Origin of the sequence: Caballeronia sp. ATUFL_F1_KS4A (assembly GCF_023630905.1) — a bacterium.
Taxonomy (GTDB): Bacteria; Pseudomonadota; Gammaproteobacteria; order Burkholderiales; family Burkholderiaceae; genus Caballeronia; species Caballeronia zhejiangensis.
Window position 1 is genome coordinate 133,608 of the sequence record NZ_JALQEB010000044.1, and the last position, 16,214, is coordinate 149,821.

15 protein-coding genes and 1 pseudogene are annotated in these 16,214 nt (G+C 65.7%); 5 read left to right on the forward strand and 11 right to left on the reverse strand.

Features of this window, described 5'->3' with window-relative positions:
* Positions 1-57: 57 nt before the first annotated feature.
* Positions 58-255, forward strand: coding sequence for a hypothetical protein (locus tag NCS03_RS31310; protein ID WP_350029380.1), 198 nt, complete (start codon positions 58-60; stop codon positions 253-255).
* Between the two features lie 306 nt (positions 256-561).
* Here the strand turns inward: NCS03_RS31310 and NCS03_RS31315 are convergent.
* Positions 562-912 (reverse strand): annotated as a pseudogene (locus tag NCS03_RS31315) (CoA-transferase); the annotation flags it as partial.
* A gap of 128 nt (positions 913-1,040) precedes the next feature.
* On the opposite strand from NCS03_RS31315, the gene NCS03_RS29490 reads away from it, so the two are divergent.
* On the forward strand, positions 1,041-1,382 hold the full coding sequence (locus NCS03_RS29490; protein WP_250530377.1) for a helix-turn-helix transcriptional regulator: 342 nt from the start codon (positions 1,041-1,043) through the stop codon (positions 1,380-1,382).
* The gene (locus NCS03_RS29495) at positions 1,382-2,713 is read left to right on the forward strand and encodes a type II toxin-antitoxin system HipA family toxin (protein WP_250530392.1); all 1,332 of its coding nucleotides are present in this window, start codon (positions 1,382-1,384) and stop codon (positions 2,711-2,713) included. Before NCS03_RS29490 ends, NCS03_RS29495 begins: the two co-directional genes overlap by 1 nt.
* Positions 2,714-2,722: 9 nt before the next feature.
* Here NCS03_RS29495 and NCS03_RS29500 read toward each other — a convergent pair whose 3' ends face one another.
* The 10 genes from NCS03_RS29500 to NCS03_RS29545 all read right to left on the reverse strand — a co-directional run bounded on the left by NCS03_RS29500 (position 2,723) and on the right by NCS03_RS29545 (position 14,093).
* Positions 2,723-4,030 carry a chloride channel protein gene (locus tag NCS03_RS29500; RefSeq protein ID WP_008345342.1) on the reverse strand — a complete coding sequence of 436 codons (1,308 nt, stop codon included), beginning with the start codon at positions 4,028-4,030 and terminating at the stop codon, positions 2,723-2,725.
* Between the two features lie 48 nt (positions 4,031-4,078).
* Positions 4,079-4,477, reverse strand: coding sequence for a MarR family winged helix-turn-helix transcriptional regulator (locus NCS03_RS29505; protein WP_008345341.1), 399 nt, complete (start codon positions 4,475-4,477; stop codon positions 4,079-4,081).
* A 49-nt stretch (positions 4,478-4,526) separates the two neighbouring features.
* Positions 4,527-4,928 (reverse strand): hypothetical protein, encoded by a 402-nt coding sequence (locus NCS03_RS29510; RefSeq protein ID WP_008345340.1) that lies wholly within the window; start codon positions 4,926-4,928, stop codon positions 4,527-4,529.
* A gap of 11 nt (positions 4,929-4,939) precedes the next feature.
* Positions 4,940-8,200 carry an adenylate/guanylate cyclase domain-containing protein gene (locus NCS03_RS29515; RefSeq protein ID WP_250530378.1) on the reverse strand — a complete coding sequence of 1,087 codons (3,261 nt, stop codon included), beginning with the start codon at positions 8,198-8,200 and terminating at the stop codon, positions 4,940-4,942.
* A 70-nt stretch (positions 8,201-8,270) separates the two neighbouring features.
* Entirely contained in the window at positions 8,271-9,035 is a 765-nt protein-coding gene (locus tag NCS03_RS29520) for a bestrophin-like domain (RefSeq protein ID WP_008345338.1), read from the reverse strand.
* 10 nt (positions 9,036-9,045) lie between these two features.
* A complete protein-coding gene (locus tag NCS03_RS29525; protein ID WP_250530379.1) occupies positions 9,046-9,480 on the reverse strand; it encodes a hypothetical protein in 435 nt (144 codons plus the stop codon).
* A 180-nt stretch (positions 9,481-9,660) separates the two neighbouring features.
* Complete coding sequence (locus NCS03_RS29530) at positions 9,661-11,199, reverse strand: purine-cytosine permease family protein (RefSeq protein WP_250530380.1); 1,539 nt, start codon at positions 11,197-11,199, stop codon at positions 9,661-9,663.
* Positions 11,200-11,284: 85 nt separating this feature from the next.
* Positions 11,285-12,235, reverse strand: coding sequence for a LysR family transcriptional regulator (locus NCS03_RS29535; RefSeq protein ID WP_250530381.1), 951 nt, complete (start codon positions 12,233-12,235; stop codon positions 11,285-11,287).
* A 10-nt stretch (positions 12,236-12,245) separates the two neighbouring features.
* Positions 12,246-13,712 (reverse strand): NAD(P)/FAD-dependent oxidoreductase, encoded by a 1,467-nt coding sequence (locus NCS03_RS29540; RefSeq protein ID WP_250504399.1) that lies wholly within the window; start codon positions 13,710-13,712, stop codon positions 12,246-12,248.
* Positions 13,713-13,745: 33 nt separating this feature from the next.
* Positions 13,746-14,093 carry a cupin domain-containing protein gene (locus NCS03_RS29545; protein WP_008345333.1) on the reverse strand — a complete coding sequence of 116 codons (348 nt, stop codon included), beginning with the start codon at positions 14,091-14,093 and terminating at the stop codon, positions 13,746-13,748.
* Between the two features lie 201 nt (positions 14,094-14,294).
* Between NCS03_RS29545 and NCS03_RS29550 the strand changes: the two genes are divergently transcribed.
* Both NCS03_RS29550 and speB read left to right on the forward strand, forming a co-directional pair.
* A complete protein-coding gene (locus NCS03_RS29550; protein WP_008345332.1) occupies positions 14,295-15,140 on the forward strand; it encodes a helix-turn-helix transcriptional regulator in 846 nt (281 codons plus the stop codon).
* Between the two features lie 113 nt (positions 15,141-15,253).
* The gene (gene speB / locus NCS03_RS29555) at positions 15,254-16,204 is read left to right on the forward strand and encodes an agmatinase (RefSeq protein WP_175982400.1); all 951 of its coding nucleotides are present in this window, start codon (positions 15,254-15,256) and stop codon (positions 16,202-16,204) included.
* Positions 16,205-16,214 lie beyond the last annotated feature (10 nt).

A 16,214-nucleotide genomic window follows, 5' to 3' on the forward strand; every position in this document is an offset into this window, starting at 1 on the left:
ATCTGTTCGAGCGAACGCACGAATTTGCGATGCCTGCCTTCCTGCACGATCCGCGTCTTGCCGTTCTCCCATTGCACGTCGAGCCCGCCCGCGGTGAGCGTGCCGCTGAAGATCACGCGCTTCGCGTTCTGGCTGATGTTGATGAACCCGCCGACGCCGACGATCTTGTCGCCGAAGCGGCTGATGTTCACGTTGCCGTGCGCGTCGACTTCCGCCAACGAGAGGAACGCGAGATCGAGACCGCCGCCATCGTAGAAGTCGAATTGCGACGGCTGCTCGATCATCGCGGCGAAGTTCTGCGCGCCGCCCGAATCGCGGCCTGTGATGGGCGCACCGCCGATCAGCCCTTGCTCGTTGGTGAGGATCACCGAGTCGAGCAGGTCTTCTTCCGCGGCGACGGTCGAGAGTCCCGTCGAAATGCCTGCGCCGAGATTGCACACGGCATGCGGATACAGCTCCATCGCCGCGCGCCGCACGATCAGTCTGACGCTGCTCCGGCTCGACGACGACGAAGTCCACGAGAATGCCGGGGATCTTCACTTGCTTGGGCGGCAGCGTGCCGCGCCGCGCCATGCGTTTCACCTGCACGACGACGATGCCGCCCGCGCGCCGCGTCGCCTGCGCCATCGCGAGCATTTCGCCGAGCACGGCTTCCTGTTCCATCGTGACGTTGCCGTCTTCGTCGGCGGTGGTGCCGCGCAGCAACGCGATATCGATCGGGAACGGCTTGAAGCGCAGCCATTCCTCGCCGTCGATATGCATCAGCTCGACGAGCATCTCTTCCGTCGACGGACTCTGACGCGCGCCCTGCTGACGCGGATCGACGAACGTGCCGAGCCCCGTCTTCGTGATGAGGCCGGGACGCCCGCCCGCCATTTCGCGCATCAGTTGCGACCTTGACGATGAGGCCATTGGGACAAACCCAAAGGACGAGGCATCGACGGGGCACGCATCGATTTACAGGCTATGATCTGTTTTCACGCTTAACAAATCAAAGGCTGTAAAATGGCTTTACAGATCAAAACCTGTAGGAGCACGCGATGGACTATTCGCTGAAAACACTGAGCCAGCTCAGGCCGATCCTGATCGGCTTTCGCAAGGCGGCGGGCCTTACGCAAGCGGCGGTCGCGGCGCGTCTCGGCGTTACGCAGCAGACGTACGCGCAACTCGAAGCCAATCCGGCAGCAGTGAGCGTCGAACGTCTCTTCAAGGTTCTACGCGTGCTCGACGTGGAACTCGCGCTCACGCGAGCGGAAAAGGCGAGCGGAGCCGCGTCGATACACCCGCCGCCGCCCATCGCGGCCAAGGCCACCGCCGCGCGCCCCGCACGCAAGCGCGCCACGGCCGCCGCTGCGGCCTCGAAGAAACGGGAGAACTGGTAATCATGGCGCGCCGCACGCAATCCGGCCGACTCGACCTGTGGATGAACGGCCTGCCCGTCGGGCATTGGGAAACAGGCGCGGCCGGCGAACGCCTCGTCTATCGCGACGACTGGATCGCCGATCCTCAAGGCCGTCCGCTATCGCTGTCGCTGCCCTTCACGCCGGGCAATCAGCCGTGGCGCGGGCAAGTCGTCACCGACTTCTTCGACAATCTCCTGCCCGATAGCGAGCCGATCCGCCGCCGCATCGCCACGCGATTCCGCACCGGCGGCACGGCGCCGTTCCAGTTGCTCGCGCAGTTGGGCCGCGATTGCGTCGGCGCCCTTCAAATGCTGCCGCCCGGCGAAGCGCCCGTCGATCTCGACACCATAAAAGGCCGTGCGCTCACCGCATCGCAGATCGCGCGTCTGTTGCGCGAGACCACATCGGCGCCGCAACTCGGTCAGCACGAAACGGTCGACGACCTGCGCCTGTCCATCGCCGGGGCGCAGGAAAAGACCGCGCTTCTGCGTCACGGCAAGCGCTGGCTTCTGCCCGAAGGCAGCACGCCGACCACGCATATCTTCAAGCTGCCGCTCGGGCTCGTCGGCAACATGCGCGCCGACATGCGTACATCGGTCGAGAACGAATGGCTCTGCTCGAAGATCGTCGCGGCGTTCGGCCTGCCCATCGCGCGATGCGAAATGGAACGCTTCGACGATCAGAAGGTGCTCGTCGTCGAGCGCTTCGATCGCCGTCTGTCGAGCGACAAATCGTGGATCCTGCGCCTGCCGCAAGAGGACATGTGTCAGGCCACCGGCACGCCCGCGCTGCTCAAGTACGAGTCGGACGGCGGTCCCGGCATCGAACGGATCATGGAGGTGCTCGCCGGATCGACGCACGCCGCACAGGACCGTCTTCGCTTCTTTCGCACGCAGATGATCTTCTGGATACTCGCCGCCACCGATGGTCACGCGAAGAACTTCAGCATCGCGCATCTGCCCGGCAACCGGTATGAATCGACGCCGCTTTATGACGTGCTCTCGGCGCATCCGGTCATCGGTACGCGGGCCAATCAATTCGCCGCGCAACGCGTGCGCCTCGCGATGGCCGTGCGCAGCAAGAACGCGCACTATCTGATCGGCGAGATTCAGCGGCGGCACTGGATCGCGCAGGGGCGGCGCGTCGGCCTTGCCGCGAACGATGTCGAAACGATGATCGATGAACTCGGCGCGCGCACGCCGCACGTCATCGATGAAGTGGCCGCACGCTTGCCACGCGATTTCCCGATGGACGTCGCCGAGACGATCTTCGACGGCATGCGCCGCCTCGCGCGCAAGCTCGCATCGTGACGCGCGGCGTCACTTGCCCATGTACTTCTGCGCGAGCGCTTCGTAGAGCGGCGGTGCGAACAGCTTCGACACCTGGCTCGCAATCAGCGCGGTGGCCATCAGCGACAGCACGAGCGCGTGACCGTTGATCATCTCGATGACGATCACGAACGCCGTGATCGGACTCTGCGTGACGGCGGCGAGATAGCCGACCATGCCGAGCGCGATCAGCATCGGCAATTCCATGTTGCCGAACACGAGATGCAGCGCATTGCCGATGCCCGCGCCGATCGCGAGCGACGGCGCGAAAAGTCCGCCCGGCGCGCCCGGCAGATACGACCCGACCATCGACGCCATTTTCAGCAACGGATAGCTCGCGCCGACTTCCGTGTGGCCTTCGAGCATGCCGCGCGCTTCCGCATAGCCGCTGCCGAAGGTATGGCCGCCCGCCACCACGCCGATGACCGCGATGACGAGCCCGCACGCCGCGCCGAACGCCACCGGATGCGTCTGACGCCAGCTCGCGAGACGGCCCGGCATCCAGCGCTCCGTGTTGAGCAACAGCCAGCAGAAGATGCCGCCCGCGATGCCCGTCACCACGCCGAGCAAAACGACGGCGAGCGCGAGCGATTCGGGGAAGTGTCCGGTGAGATCGATCGTGCCGAAGTAGACGTAGTTGCCTTGCAGCGCGAGCGAAACGATGCCGGCAAAGATGATCGCCGTAATCAGCACGCCGCTCGTGCGCTGCTCGAAGCTGCGCGTGAGCTCTTCGATGGCGAACACCACGCCGGCGAGCGGCGCATTGAACGCCGCCGACAATCCCGCAGCCGCACCCGCGAGCGCGAGATTGCGTTCCAGCGCGCCGCCGCGCATGTTGCGCAAGCGTGTGGGATAGAAGCGGCGCAAGCTGAACATGAGCGCCGCGCCCACATGGATGGTCGGCCCTTCGCGCCCGATGGTGAAGCCGCCGAGAATCGACAGAAACGATATGGCGATCTTGCCGACGAGAATGCGCAGCGTGAGCAGGCGCGGCCCGAGCTCGCGCTTGTCGTGCAGCATGGCGATGACCTGCGGAATGCCGCTGCCTTCGGAGCCGGGAAAGAAGCGGCGCGTCAGCCAGACAGCGAGCGCGCCGATCGCGGGCGTGAGCAGCAGCGGCAACCACCAGTAGACGGCGACGACGCGCAGAAAAGCGTCGTACCCGAAGTCGATCAGCCGTGCATACATGACCGCGACGAGCCCGGTCGCGATCGCGCCGAGCCAGAACACGCCGTAATGCAGCCACAGTCTGCGCGCGCGCAGGATGGTGCGCCGGTCGATGAATCCAGGAATGTGCATCGGGGAAGCCGCCTAAAATTTAAGGCACATTGTGACATAAAAGTTGCATCACACTTCCTGCGGACCGAACACCCAGCCGAACGATCCATAGTGCGCCTTGTGTTCTGCAGCGAGCCTGAGCAGGCACCGCTCGCCCTTCGCGGTGAGGTGAACCTGCACTTGACGGCGATCGGTCTTGTCGGTTTTGCGCGTGACGAGTCCCGCCGTCTCGCATCGCGACACCAGCGCCGCGGTGCCGTTCGGCGCGGCCTGCAGCCGCTCCGCGAGCTCGCCCACGGTGGCCCAGCGCCGTTCGGGAAATCCGCGTACATGCAGAAGCAACTGGTACTGAAGCGTCGTGATGCCGGCCGCGTTGCAGACTTCCTCCGACACGCGCAGGAACTTGCGCAGCTCGTAACGGAAGCTCGACATCGCTTCCAGGTCCTGCTTGTTGATGCTCGATGACATTGGCGATCCTGATTCGAGATTGGCTTGCTCGCGGATCATACGACGCCGGCTACCCGAACACGCGTCGCCACGCCACCCGAAGGCGCCGCGCGCGGTCCTCGAACAGATACGAAGCGAGCAGCGCGAGAAGCATGGAGACGGCGCCCGTCAGCACATGCTCGACGTAAGGCAGACGATAGTGGCCCGGATGCGCATACGCATCGCCGATCGCGGTGAGCACGCCGACGAGCGCTGCATTGCCGTACCGGTTTCCGTAGAGTTTCGCGGCGGGCGTGAAGGTCAGAAGCAGCGCGAGCAGTCCGGTCAGAAGCCCGGTCTTGAACGCCACCATCCAGTGCGCGGCGCTGGCGATATTGCCCCAGCTGCCGGGCATGCACGTCATGCATGCGCTCGTCGGCTGCCAGAAGCGTTGAACGAAGACCTTGATTCGACGCGTCCATTCGTTCCACATGATCGCCGTCCTCATCGACGCAGCGCGTCATCGATTGCTGCGAGCGCGTAAACCAAGCCGCGCTTCCTGCCCTCTTGCGCGAGCCGCTGTAGCGCATCCGTCGACGCCGCTTTCCGGTCGCCCTTGCCATGCGCGACGAGCGCGCGCGCCCGCGCCACGACGAATGCCGAAAACGGCGATGGCTCGCGTCGCGCGTAATCTTCGAGCGCCGCAGCGTGATGCGCGGCCGCGTCCAGAAGTCCGCGATCGAGGCACGCGTCTATCGCGTCGCGCCGAAAGAGAAAGTGGTTGTGGCTCACCGCGCCGCTGGCGAGCAGAGCTTCGCCTTCGGCGAGCGCGCTGTCGAAGACCGCGACGTCGTCCGTCGAACGCGCCAGCACGCCGAGATACGCGGCGCCCAGATACGTCATGCCGGTCTCGCGGCTGATCGACAGCGCCTCTTCGATATCGTCGAGCGCGTCGCGCCGGCGTCCCGCGACACGATGCAATTCCGCGCGCAACGCGAGCGCCTCGCCTTCGAAGCGCCTCGATTTCAGTTCGCGCGCACAGCGCAGCGCCGGGCCGACATGCTCCCACGCGCGATCCCACTGCGCGAGATCGTGCAGGCAGTGAAACGCCGCATGATGCGCAACCGCGAGCGCCCGCAACTGCCCGACCTTCTCCGCCGCGGCCACACTCGCGAGCGCCGCATCGAGCCCCGCGTTCGCCGCGCCCGCGAACCATGCGGTAATCGCGTACATCGGCAGATTGGCGACTTCGATCCGTCCGAATCCGTGGCGCCGGCACAGCTCGATGCAGCGGCTGAAGGCGTCGTTCGCGCTGATCATCCGTCCGCGCATGTACTGCGCGTCGCCGATTCCGCCGAGCGCGGCGGCCTCCAGTTCCGCGTCGCCCGCTTGCTGCGCGAGCGCGAGGCTGCGTTCGTGTTCGCGCACGCAGCCTTCGATATCGCCGCGCGGAAAACACAGGTTGCCGCGCAGGAAATGGATGCGCGCTTCCTCGCGCAGCAGTCCTTGCGCGGTCGCGGCCGATGCGGCGCGATTCAGATCGGCCCACGCACCGTCGAGATCGTCGATGACGCGCTTCACCGTCGCGCGCCCGATCCACGCGTGACAGCGCGCCGTGTCGGTCGTGGCGAAGCCGAGCGCGGTTTCGAACGCCGCGAGCGCCGATGTCATGTCGCCCGCGTCGTGCAGGATCGTGCCGCGCAGGCATTCGAGCGCGGCGCGGTCGCTGTCCGCATCCGCGATTTCGAGCCCGCGCGCGACGAGCCGAAGCGCCGCTTCATGCCGATACGCCGACGCCTGCACGCGCGCCGCGTCGCAATAGGCGAGCGCCGCTGCGCGATCCGCGGCGCGATCGAGATGCTCGGCGCGCAGAACCGGATCGCGCTCGCCGAACCACTGCGCCGCGCGACGATGCAACGCGCGGCGACGGCTTTTCAGCAGCCCGTCGTAGATCGCGTCGCGGATCAGCGCGTGGTGGAAGATGAAGCCGGCGCCCTGGCGTCGCACCAGGCGATCCATCGACGGCGATTCGAGCGCGGCGCCCGCGCCGGTTTCATCGACGAGAAAATCGACTGCATCCTTCTCGACGAGCTGCCCGAGCACCGACGCCGCCTGCAAAGCGGTCTTGCCGGCGGAATCGAGCCGGTCGAGCCGCGCCTGCACGAGACTGCGCACCGAGCCGGGCACGCCGGATTCCGCGCCGTCCTGCGCGTGGTTCAGCAACTGTTCGAGAAACAGCGGATTGCCCGCCGCCCGCGCGATGCAGCGCTCCGCGAGATCCGCCGTCGCGCCGGGAAACGATTCGGCCATGACGCGCGCCTCGCTTGCGCTCAACGGTCCGAGATCGATGAGCGAATACGGCGCGCCGTGCGCGGCGTGCCAGGACGCGTCGAAGGTTTCGGATAACGGGCGCGCGGTCAGTACGAGCACGGCCGCGCAATCCGCCGCCGTCGCGGATAGCGCCGCGAGGTCCGCCAGCGTCGGCGCATCCGACCAGTGAATGTCTTCGACGGCAAGAACCCGCGGATGCCGGCCGCTCGCGCGACGAACGAGCCGCGCCACGACATCGCGCCGGCCGCGAACGCGCATCGCGTTGTCCATTGCCTCGAAGACCGTGCGATCCGCGAGCGGCATGGGCATGTCGAGCAGGTCTTCGAGAAAGAGCGCATCGCCTTCATCGATCGAACCGGCGGCGATCGCCTGGGCGATGCCCTGCCCTATCGTTGCGTCATCGTTCGGATTGTCGAGCGCGAGCAGTCCGCGCACGAGCGATTGAATCGCGCCTCGTCCGGTCGCCGCGCCGAAGTCGAGCACGAGCCCGCCGTGACAGACGAATCCCGCATCCCGCGCGGCGCTTTCGAACGCTTCGACGAGGCGCGTCTTGCCGATGCCCGCCTCGCCGCGCAGCACGATCGTGCGTCCATGGCCCGTCGCGCGGCACGAGCCGAGCACGGTCCGGAACGCGAGCAGATCTTCGCAGCGGCCGACCATCGGCCGGATCGGCGGCGCGTGTCGAATGCCGGCGATGCGCCATGCCGGAACCGGATCGGCGAATCCCTTGACGGACAGCGCGCCGCGTTCGACGCAATCGAGACGCTCGGCCAGATGACGCCGCACGGCCTCCGATACGAGGATTTCTCCCGTGCCGGCCGCGTCCGTGAGACGCGACGCGAGATTGACGGTGTCGCCCGTGACGGTGTACGCCCGATGCGTCGCGCTGCCCGTGCCGCTCGCGACGACCTCGCCGCCCGCAATGCCGATGTGCACGCAAACCGCGCGACCGAGCGCGCGCGACAGGCCGGGCATCGCATCGTCGATTGCGAGCGCGGCGCGCACGGCGCGTTCGGCATCGTTTCCATGCGAGACCGGCGCGCCGAAGACCGCCATCACCGAGTCGCCGACGTGCTTGTCGACATGGCCGCCATGCAGCTCCACGATGCGATCGACCTGCTCGAAGTATCGATCGAGCACGTCGAGCACTTCTTCCGCGTCGATTTCCCGGCTCATCTGCGTGAAGCCGCACAGGTCGGCGAAAAGCACGGCGACTTGCCGCCGCTCTCCTTCATCGCCCGGTTTGATGGACGCATGCGGCAGTCCGGCCAGCGCATCGAGCAGCTTGCGCCGATGCCCGACCGGCGCGACGCCGAGTTCCTTCAGGTCGTCGGCGGTGAGATTGCGCAGCACGTCGGCGTCGATGGCGTTCTCGCGAAACACCGGCTCGTACCGTTCCATTCCGAGGCTGCGCAGCCAGGCGGCGACGTCCACGATCTCTCCTGGGCGGAAGATCTGCTTCCACTCAAAAAGATAGCACGCAGCCGGACGCGCGCCATGGCTCTCACGCTCCGATCGACTGCAGCAACCGCGTGAGATCGCGCGGCTCGACGCGGATCAATCCGCCTTTCGGACTGTCGATGTCGGCGATCAGCGCGAGCGACAGCGCGACCGTCGCCGGAAGAATCGTGATGAGCAGCCCTTTGGTCAGCTTGCCCTTCGCGCCGTAGCCCTGCATCACGCAGCCGAGCAGCGCGATGATGATCATCAGATACCACGCGCCCAGCGGAATATGGTTGATGCGCGCTGCCTCCGAGTAGTCCTGCGAGTTCAGCACGTCGTTCATGCCGGCGACGACGAGCGCGCCGATGGGCGTCGGCTGATCCTTCGCCACTTGCGTCGCGAGCTGCCACAGCTCCGTTTCGACATTCGACGTATCGCGGACGATCGTCGCGAGCGCATCGGGCGCGCGCGTCGTGTAGTTCGCCAGTCTCAGCTTCGTATAGCGGAGCAGCGCGGACTTGATCTTCGCGCCGGTCGCGGCATCGACGAGATCGGCGCGCGCATATTCGGTGCCGATCGCGTTCGCCTCGCTTTCCTCCAGCGTCTTGCGCAAGTCGTAGCGATTCACCGCCATCGAAAGGCTGAAGCCGACGAGCAGCGCAAGCAAGGTCAGCGTGGAAGTCTGGATGATGTTGAAGTCTTCGCGATCCTCCGGCGGCAGCACGGCGAAGCGCCGCAATACGTGCGCGCCGCACGCCACCGCGCCGATGAACAGCGCGAGCAGCACGACGAACAAACCTTCCGGATGATCGACTAAAACCGTCATCGGCGCTCCTTCAGCGCGCGTCGGCCACGGAAGATTCGGCGCTCGCGAGCATCGTCGCCAGCGTCGTTCCGGCGAGCGCCGGCGCGTCGACGTGAAAGAGCGCATCGCCGAGCGCCGCGCGCGCGCCGATCCGTCCGGCGAGCCATGCGCGCAAGCCCGCCTCCGGCATCACGACGATGTTGCTGCGCCGCGATGCGTCGGTTGCGTCCTCGAAGTCCTGTGCATCCGCGAAGTTAAGGAAGTTGGCGTACTGCTGATTGATGTCGAGCGTCGCGCGCGTCGCCGGCTTCGACGCCGCGCCCGTCCCGGTCGATGGCGACGCGTCGGCCTGCGCCAGCGCATCGCCTACGACGCCCGACAGGCCCGTCGCCATGCCGGCGACCGCAACGTTCTTCAGAAAGACTCGACGCGCTTCTGCATCGGCTGGATGTTTCGGCTCGGACATCTCGTCTCCTGTCGGGGAATGCCGGAACGCGATGTATTCCGTCTCGGATCGCCTTTGCGATCCGCACTGAAACACACGCGTGAATAACGTCCATGTGTTGAACCGATACTGGAAAAGCGCTGGATCAACGGTCGATTAAATCTATCGTCCGAATGTTCGAATAGACGAGCGTTATGAAAGTCAATCCTCGCGCACGCGCGCCGTGATCGGAACGTGCGCGCTCGTGCGTGAAGATTCGCGCGACGCGCCGACGAGACGGCGCCCTTGCGGACCGTGAACGGCGTCGGGTTCGGGAAAGAGCCGCAGCATCGTCAGATACAGCGCGCCGCCCACGACGAACGAAACCGGCACGCTGAGATCGCAGCCGCCCGCGAGCGCGCCGAGCGGCCCGGCGAACTGTCCCGGCAGATTCACGAACGTCAGCCCGATGAACGCGGCCGGCAGCCATGCGCCCATCGCGCGCCAGTTCCAGCCGTGGCTATACCAATAGTGGCCGCCGCGCCCGCCGCGATTGAACACTTGCAGATCGTCGGCCAGATAGAAACCGCCGCGCTGCACGAAGCCGATCACCATGATCGCCATCCACGGGCAACTGAAGGTGCAGATGAGCGTCGAGAACGTCGCCACGCTTTCCACGAGGTTGAACGCGAAACGCCCCACGAAAATGAAGCCGATGGCGAGCAGGCCGATCAGCGCCGTCGCGCGCACGCGGTTGAGGAACTTCGGGAACATGCTCGACGTGTCGAGGCCCGTGCCGTAGAGCGCGGTCGTGCCCGTCGACAGTCCGCCGATGATCGCGATCAGACACATCGGCAACAGGAACCAGCGCGGCGATACCGCAAGCAAGCCGCCCACGTAGTCGTTCGAGCTGATGAAGCTCGGCGCTTGCGTCGCGATGATCGTCGCGGTGACGAGGCCGAAGAGGAACGGCACGAACGTCGCGATCTGCGCGAGAAACACGGCGCCTATCACGCGGTGGCGCGGCGTCGATTGCGGAATGTAGCGCGCCCAGTCGCCGAGCGTCGACGCGAACGAAACCGGATTGCTCAACGCGACCAGCGCCGCGCCGACGAACGCCGCCCAGAAGCCCGCGCTGCCGTGCTGAAGCGCGCCCGCGTAGTGGACGTCGAAAGGCTTCGCGAACGCGAATGCGCCGAGTACGAACATGAGGCTCGCCGCCCACACGGCGATCTTGTTCACCCACAGCATGAAGCGAAATCCGTAGATGCAGACGATCAGCACGAGCACCGCGAACACCAGATACGCCGTGCCGAGCGTCCACGGATTGACCGGCAAGCCGATCATGTCGTGCGCGCCGCCGACGAGCGCATCGCCCGAACTCCATACGGCGAGCGAGAAGAACGCGACCGATGTGAGCACCGCGAGAAACGATCCGACGATGCGGCCATGAATGCCGAAGTGCGCCCCCGACGACACCGGATCGCTCGTGCCGTTGCGCGGCCCGAAGAGGCTCATCGGCGCGAGCATGCAGGTGCCCGCGAGCACGCCGATCACGATGGACCACACGCTCGCTTCGAACGAAAGGCCGACGAGCACCGGAAAGCTGCCGAGCACCGAAGTCGAAAACGTATTGCAGCCGCCGAACAGCAGGCGGAACAGATCGATGGGCCGCGCGGATCGCGAAGCGTCGGGAATGCGCTCGAAACCGTAGGTTTCGATCTTCGTGATGCTGGTGCTGTCGCTGGTGTTGTCTGCCATGTTGTCTCGCTCCATTGTTATCGGCGGTCATTCCGTTGCGTCGGAATGCGCGCCGTAATGCGTCATCAAGGCGTCGTCAAGGCGTTCACATCGGGCACGTTGCTACCGCGCGTTCAGGCTCATCGTGATGAATCTCGCGCGCGCCATAGACGCCGAAAAGGTCTTCACAGAAGGCTCGAACGATGGCTTTGTCGGCCATGTCGCGCTTCATCGCGAGATGCAGCGGCACGTCGAAGCCGAACGCGGTGCGTCCCAGCACGCGGATCAGTCCGCGCTGCTCGAAGGCGTCCGCGTGATGCGCGGGCAAATAGCCGATATGACTGCCCGACAGGATCAGCACGGTGGCCGCGTCGATGCTGTCCGCGATCGCCGTCACGCGCCGCTCGCCGATGCTCGCGAGTTCTTCCGGCACCGGATAGCTGCGCCAGATCCAGTCGTGCGCGCGCAGATCGTCGAGCGTCACGAGCGGGTCCGCATGAAAGAGCGGATGTCCGCGCCCGCAGCAGATCACTTGCCGCTCGTTGAACAGCCTGCTGTACGACAGCCCCGCGACGCGATGCCAGAAATAGCCGATCGCCAGATCGAGTTCGCGATTGACGAGGCTTTCTTCGAGTTCCTGCGGCGGCGCGACGTGCATCGCGAAACGCACGGCCTGATCGCGCTTGCGAAATGCGCCGATAGCTTCCGCGAGCCGCGCGTTCTCGACATGCGATGCCTGTCCGATCAACCCGATCGACAGCGTGCCGACCAGCTTGCGATCGATGTCGCGCACCTGCGCGACGAATTGCGATGTCGCGCCGATCAGCGCCCGCGCCGACATCACGAAACGCTCGCCTTTGGACGTCAGCCGAAAGCCGCCGCGTCCGCGTTCGCACAGCCTGAAGCCGACGCGCGCCTCGAGCGCGGAAAGCTGCGAGCTGATGGTCGACTGGCGCACGCCGAGCGACGCTTGCGCGGCGGTGATGCCGCGCGCGTCGACGACCGCGAGGAAGACGCGCACGAGGCGAAGGTCGAGATCGGATGTATTGGAGAACATGTCGTCGCGCTCACATCGGGAAGCCCATCGCCTTGATGCCCTTGATCCACGCGCGCTTCCAGCCGCCCTCGGCATCGGCGCCGTCGAATGCGTGGAACGTGACTTTCGCGGCGAGCCATCGCACCGGCTCGGGCGGAATGTAGGTCGGGCTTCGATTGGCGATGTCGAGCGCGCGCTCGGGACTGTCGCGATCGAAAAGGATGTTCAGGCCCATGAACGCGCCGAAGCGGCTCGCGGCCACGCCGAAGCCGGTGTAGCCCGCGACGAACACGGCCTTGTCGCCGAGATAGCGCTTCGCGAATACCGATCCGCGCGAGCAGTAGTCGATCGGACCGCCCCACGCGTGCGAGAAACGCACGTCGCTCAGTTGCGGGAACGTCTTGTAGAACGCCTCCGCGAGACGGTAGTACGTGTCGCGCTGCCGATCGCGCGGCGGATTCGGATCGCCATCGAAGTGATAACTCACGAGGCCGCCGAAGATGATGTTGTTGTTCTTCGTGAGGCGGAAATAGTTGAGCTGCGTGCGCGTGTCGTAAATGCCCTGACGCTGCCTCCAGCCGATGCGCGCAAGTTGCTCGCCGGTGAGCGGCTCGGTCGCGAGTACGTGATCGCGCACTTGCAGGACGCGCCGGTTGATATCCGGAATGCCGACTTTCGCGGTGCCGCTGCCCAACAGCACGCGCGGCGCGCGCACGCTGCCCGCGGGCGTCGTCACGAAGACGGTCGCGCCTTCGTCGATCACGTCGATCAGCGGACTGTGCTCGTAAAGCCGCACGCCGAGTTCGAGCGCCGCGCGTTTCAAACCCCACGCGAGCTTCGCCGGATGCACGATGCCGCTGCGATTGCGCGACCACAGCGCGCCCGCGAACAGCGGCGAATCCAGTTGTTCGCGCGTGGCCGCGGCGTCGAGCAGCGTGACGTCGTGGCCATACGATCTGTGCAGATCGTAATCGGCACGCAGATGGTCGATATGCTCGGGATCGACGGCGACCGTCATCTCGCCGTTCCATTCGATATCGGCGTCGATGCCGTAGCGTTCGAGCGTCTCTTCGAAGCCGTCGAGATTGCGCTGGCCGAAGGCTTCGAGCTCGGCGATATCGTTCGGAAAGACCCGCACGGCGTTGGGCAGGCCGTGCATCACCGATGTCGAGATGATGCCGCCCGCGCGCCCCGATGCGCCGTGCGCGACCCGTCCTGCTTCGATCAGCACGACGTCGAGTTCGGGCATCTGCTCTTTCGCCTGCACGGCGGCCCACAAGCCGGTGAAGCCGCCGCCGACGATCAGCAGATCGGCGCGTGTTTCGCCCGCGAGCGACGGTTCGGCGGGCGGCTCGGCGGGATTGTCGAGCCAGTAGGGAGAGAGCTTCGTGCGGGCGAGCGCTTCTTCGACGGTCAGTCGGGCCGGCTTGCGGCGCACATCGCGCGATGCGCCGGGTGCGGCGAAGTCGGCTTCGAACAGTTGCGCGCTTTCGTTCATGACGTGTCCCCTCCTCGGGCGCGGTGCGCGACGTTATTGCTGCGGTTCGAGCACGACGTAGAACTTCTTCGCGTCCTCGATCGTTTCCCAGCGGCCCGCGAAACCGGCCGGCAGCAGATAGCCCTCGCCCGCCGCGAACTCGCGGCGCGCGCCGTTCATATCGGTCAGCGCGATGCGGCCTTCGACAAGCCAGACGGCTTCGTCGGCGGTGGTCGCGGGGAAATCGACGGCGCCGACCTTGCCTTCCCACCAGCCGATCACGTAGTTGCCGGTCTTGCCTTCGGCCGCGCGCCAGTCGCTTTCGTCCATGCCGTAATCGAGTTGCGTGAATTGCCCGATGCCAGCGCCCAGCGGCGCGATGTCCTGAATCAGCTTGCTCATGTGTTTCCTTCGGTGCGTCGTTTTCAATGAATCGGTGCGCCAAAGTTACCGGGTCGACATGCCCCGGTATGCCCCCCCGCAGGGGGGACAAGCCGCGTTTCAGCGATCTGCGGGTAAATACCTAGTTACCTCGAAATCCCCGTCTGGCGGGCGATACGGCGCTTGATCTACAATCGGACAGCCTTTTCTTTGGGGCGCGCCATGCTGCTCAACGTACCCCCGCTCAATCAGGATCAAGCCGCGTTTCCGCTGTCTTTCAAGACGCTCGGCAAAGTCATCGAAGCTGTCGGCACGCCGGATTTCGTGCCGCGTCTCACGCTGCTTCTCAATGAAGTCGTGCCGCTCAATGTCGTGCACATCGAACGTTCGCGCGTCGATCGCAGCAAGCCCACGGGGTTTCGCTGCGAGTGGATCGGCAGCAGCGGCGTCGGCATGGACACGAGCGTCATCTCCGATGTCATGACGCTGTACTACGACCGCTTCTACGACAGCGATCCGCTCTTCGCGGGCATTCGCGGCAAGGTCGGGACGATGCTCGTCGTGCGCGATATCGGCGCGATTCCGCCGGGCGAATTCCGTCAGCGGCTCTTCGACGAAGCGTCGATCGCGCACGAATGCGTGCTCGCGCGCGGCACGCCGCACGCGCAGGATTCCATCGCGCTCGAACGCGCGCTCGATGCGCCGCCGTTCACGCTCGCCGAGATGAACCGCTTTCGCAACGTGAGCGAGTTCCTGTTTCCGCTGCTGGAGCTGCATGCTTCGACGAGCGCCGCGAAACGCGTCGCGCATCCGACGTCGTTCCTGCATCCGCTCGCTCAGTTCGATGCGCGCATCGCCGAGGATCGCGTGCGTCTGTCGAAGCGCGAATACGAGATCTGCACGCATCTGATCACGGGCCGCACGGTGCCCGAAGCGGCGGAAATCATCGGTGTGCGAATCGGTACGGCCGAGTCGTATGTGAAGCGCGCGTTCGCGAAGCTCGGCGTGCGGACCAAGCGCGATCTGATCGCGTGGGGGCAGGAGCATCCTCGTCTGCACGCCACCTGAAGCCGCGTTCACATCGAACCGGCTCGATGTGAACATCTCCATTTCGTGATTCGCGCGGCGCTCGCCTCGCCTAACATCGCCCCGTCCTTACAACGATGACGGGAGATGTATCGATGCAGCGCGAACTCAATCAGCCGCTCGGCGGCAACGACATGCCGCGCTTCGCCGGCATCGCGACCATGATGCGGCTGCCGCAGGCGGCGAGCACCGTTGGTCTCGACGCGTGTTTCGTCGGCGTGCCGCTCGATATCGGCACGTCGAACCGTTCGGGCGCGCGCTTCGGGCCGCGCCAGATCCGCGCGGAATCGGTGCTGCTGCGTCCGTACAACATGGCGACGCGCGCCGCGCCCTTCGATTCGCTGCAAGTGGCCGATATCGGCGACGTCGCGACGAATCCCTACGACCTGAAGGATTCGATGCGGCTGATCGAATCGGCATACGACGAGATCGTCGCGAGCGGCTGTCGCCCGATCACGCTCGGCGGCGATCACACGATCGCGTGGCCGATCCTGCGCGCGCTGCACAAGAAGTACGGCAAGGTCGCGGTCGTGCACGTCGATGCGCACGCGGACGTCAACGACACGATGTTCGGCGAGAAGATCGCGCACGGCACGCCGTTTCGACGCGCGGTCGAGGACGGCCTGCTTCGCTGCGATCAGGTCACGCAAATCGGTCTGCGCGGCACGGGCTATCACGCCGACGACTTCGACTGGTGCCGCAAGCAGGGCTTCACCGTCGTGCAGGCCGAAGCGTGCTGGAACCGGTCGCTCGCGCCGTTGATGGAAGAAGTCCGCGCGCGCGTGGGCGACGCACCGGTGTATCTGAGCTTCGATATCGACGGGCTCGATCCCTCGTTTGCACCCGGCACCGGCACGCCGGAAATCGGCGGCCTTTCCGTGCAGCAAGGCCTTGAAATCGTGCGCGGCATGAAGGGCCTGAATGTCGTGGGCGCGGATCTCGTCGAGGTCTCGCCGCCTTACGATCAGGCCGGAACGACGGCGCTCGTCGGCGCGAATCTCGCATTCGAGATGCTCTGCGTGATGCCGGGCGTCGCGTACCGTTGAACCATCGAGG